This is a genomic window from Mesorhizobium sp. M4A.F.Ca.ET.020.02.1.1, assembly GCF_004022645.1.
GTDB lineage: Bacteria > Pseudomonadota > Alphaproteobacteria > Rhizobiales > Rhizobiaceae > Mesorhizobium.
On record NZ_RZOI01000729.1, the window covers coordinates 1 to 2980 of the forward strand.

General features: G+C 63.7%; 3 protein-coding genes and 1 pseudogene. 3 read left to right on the forward strand and 1 reads right to left on the reverse strand.

Annotated features, from left to right (window positions below):
- The 3 genes and pseudogenes from EN742_RS30085 to EN742_RS30095 all read left to right on the forward strand — a co-directional run.
- Positions 1-839, forward strand: a pseudogene (locus EN742_RS30085) (caspase family protein); the annotation flags it as partial.
- A 103-nt stretch (positions 840-942) separates the two neighbouring features.
- Positions 943-1317: a hypothetical protein gene (locus EN742_RS30090; protein ID WP_245455380.1), complete on the forward strand. Its 375-nt coding sequence runs from the start codon at positions 943-945 to the stop codon at positions 1315-1317.
- Complete coding sequence (locus EN742_RS30095) at positions 1314-2021, forward strand: hypothetical protein (protein ID WP_128333618.1); 708 nt, start codon at positions 1314-1316, stop codon at positions 2019-2021. The genes EN742_RS30090 and EN742_RS30095 overlap by 4 nt, the downstream gene beginning before the upstream one ends.
- Positions 2022-2109: 88 nt before the next feature.
- Here EN742_RS30095 and EN742_RS30100 read toward each other — a convergent pair.
- A partial coding sequence (locus EN742_RS30100) for a serine protease (protein WP_148670357.1) occupies positions 2110-2980 on the reverse strand: 871 nt, incomplete at its 5' end.

Consider the following 2980-nt stretch of genomic DNA (forward strand, 5'->3'; position numbering starts at 1 on the left):
CGGTTCTGGACGAACTGGCGGCCAGGGAGAAATCCGGATTCCACGTCGAGCTGGTCGAGCCCGGCAAGAGAGCCGACCTACGGCTGGCGGTGCTGCGCGAGAATGCGATTGCCGGCGCGGCCACCGATGCGACCGACAAGCCGGCGCTATGGTTCCTGCCGGCTTCCGGCGACGTGACGCTGAAGGACGGCGGCAGGCCGCCGCTGATCATCATCCGCCCGGATAACCCGGCAAAGCTGGCCGAGGCGGCGGCGAGGAACCTGACCACCATCTTCCGCGCCACCGGCCTCTCCAGGCTAGCCGCAGCGTCCGACTACCGGCCGGAAGAGGTCAGTGTCGAGTTCGAGATCAGGCGCCAAGGCGGCGACGCGCTGGAGCCGCTGCAGGCCTCGACCGTGCCGCGCGTCTCGCCGGGTGACGAGATGCACATCAAGGCCAGGAACGATTCCGACAAATATGTCGACATCAACGTGCTCTATGTCGGCAGCGACTATTCCATCACCCATATCGTCGCCGAGCGGCTGGCGCCCGCCAACGGCTCGCCGGATGCCGGCTTGCGGGAAGGACTGCTGGCCTTCACCGACACCAGCTTCGGTATGGAGCGGATGATCGCGGTGCTGACCGAGGCGCCGCCGCAGAGCGAGAAGGAGGACCTGAGCTTCCTGGCGCAGGACGGCGTGCCCTCGGCCACCCGCGCGGCCGGCGGCTCCGGCTTCTCCGACATGCTGACCGATATCGGCATGGCGCCCTCGACGCGCTCGGTGATGAAGCTTACCGACAGGAGCGGCCCAAAGGGCGCGGTGATGATTTTTCCGATGGAGACGGTGCCGCGCGCCTGAATGCAGGCCGCAGCAAAAGCCTGTCGCAATCGCGCAGCGGCTCTTGCGCGACGGGCTTGGTATGTGGACATTCTGGCGCGGCGCGGAAAGGATGAGGACGCTCGTGAAAACCAAGGTTCTTTGCTGGCTCGGAGCGGTCCTTCTTGCCGCGGGCCTGTCGTTCGCCCATGCCTCGGCAGAGGAGACCTGCGGCCTCTGCGCCAAGCAGATCGTGACCAATTCCGAATTGGCGAGTTGCTTTCTCGACCAGTACGACCAGATCGCCAAGACCGGCAATGAGGCCGTCGTGGTCGATCTCAGCGGCTGCGCCTCGCGCGGCGTGGTCGAGGCCCTGCCCTCGCCGAACAAGGCGCCCGCCGAGCCTGACGTGCAGTTCATGATTTCGCGTTTGCAGCTCGACTGCCTGAAGAAAAAGCTCGAGGCGCCGGGCATCGTGCTCGACCCCTCCGCCATTATCGACCTGGACAGCTGCCGATGAAAAAACCGGGGGGTAAGGTTACGCCAGCGACGGCATCTACGGAGCCGCCGGCGATCAGGAAGGCTGAGGCGCTGCCTGAGACCACGGAGGGTTTCCCGTGGCCGAGCAGCCACGAGATCAAGAAGGAATCGAACCCCTTCACCGATCGTGACTGGCGCATGCTGGCCTATGCCTGGTCGGGCCTTCTGGTGCGCCTGGTGATCATCTTCACCCTTCTGTTCTCCGTCTTCCAGTTCCTGGCCAACCAGGAGCAGAAGCGTGTCGAGCAGACCATGTCGCTGGTCGAGCTATGGGAGAGCAAGGACCTGCAGCAGGCGCAACGGGCGCTCAAGGAGCGGCTGACGGGGCTCAACGCCAAATACGACAATCTGCTCAGCGCCAATCCGACTCCCACCGAGGAGCAGGAGTTCAGGCAGCGCATCGGCATCGAGGCGATGACCACTGATGGCGGCACCATGCCGCTCGCCGATTTCAGCGATCATTTCGACCGCGTCGTCTATTTCCTCAATCGCCTCTCCATCTGCGTCGAGAGCGACCTGTGTTCACGCAAGGTGGCGGACGCCTACTTTCGCGACTACGCCGTTTCCTTCTGGAGTTACTTTGCCGGCTATATAGATAAGCAGCGCAAGGCCGGCTCAGCCAACTTTGCCACGGCGATCGAGGCCTATGTGCGCCAGGGACAGCCAGAGGCGCAGTCCAAGTAACGGCCAGTCGAGCGGCGCCCGGAAACGAAAAGGCGGCGAGAGTTCCCGCCGCCTGTTCAACGCAGCCGTTAGGCAGATTTGAGCCGGCCTATTTGTAGAGGCCGTTGATCCACTCGACATTAGCGGCGTTGAGCCTGACCGCGGTGTTCGCTTCCGGGCCCTCGGCCACGTTGACGCCGGTGATGACGCGTTGCTTCGCGGCATTGTCATAGGCGTAGACCGAGCTTCCGCTCGAGCCCGGGAACGTATCGCAGTCATATTGGAAGTAATCCGTGCCGATGTTCTCGGCGTGCACTTCGCAGCTTGCCTTCCACATCGTGCCCATCGACTTGTCGCCGGGATAACCGACGATGTTGGCGGTGAAATCGCCCAGATCCTCGTAATTGGCATAGCCCAGCCAGCCGAGATTGGTGCCAATGTCCTGCTTCAGGGTGACGATGCCGAGATCCCACGGCACGACCGAGCCGTAAAACCCCTGGTAGTTGTCGATGAAGCCCTGCAGGATATAGGCGCTCTCATAGGTGAAGGCGCCGAACGGCGCGTCGTCGGCGGTGCCGCCGTTGAGGCCCGGCACGAACAGATATTCATCGAGCCACGCGCCGTCTTCATGGCTATAGAGGCAGTGCGCCGCGGTGAGCACGGTGCGCGGCCCGATCAGCGTCGCCGAGCAGCTGCCGTATTTGCCGGTCTTGGGCGACTTGGCTTCGAGGTAGCCGATGGCCGAGAACGGATAGGTCTTGGTGTTCTTGACCTGCTCGCGATCGTCCGTGCCGAAGACCTGGCGACCGGTTTCGCCCTCAGTCAGCCCCGGATCTTCGGTGTTCTGTGGACCGGAAGCGTCGGACCCCTGCCCGTCGGCCGGCGCGTTCAGCTCCTCAATGATCAGCTCCTTCAGCGCCTCGTTCGCCTCGATCTTGATCTCCTTGCCGTCGGCGGAACGCCCCACGACGCCATAGGAC

Coding starts and splice junctions, on each gene's coding strand:
- EN742_RS30095 (WP_128333618.1), top strand. CDS start 1,314: ATGAAAAAACCGGGGGGTAAGGTTACGCCAGCGACGGCATCTACGGAG.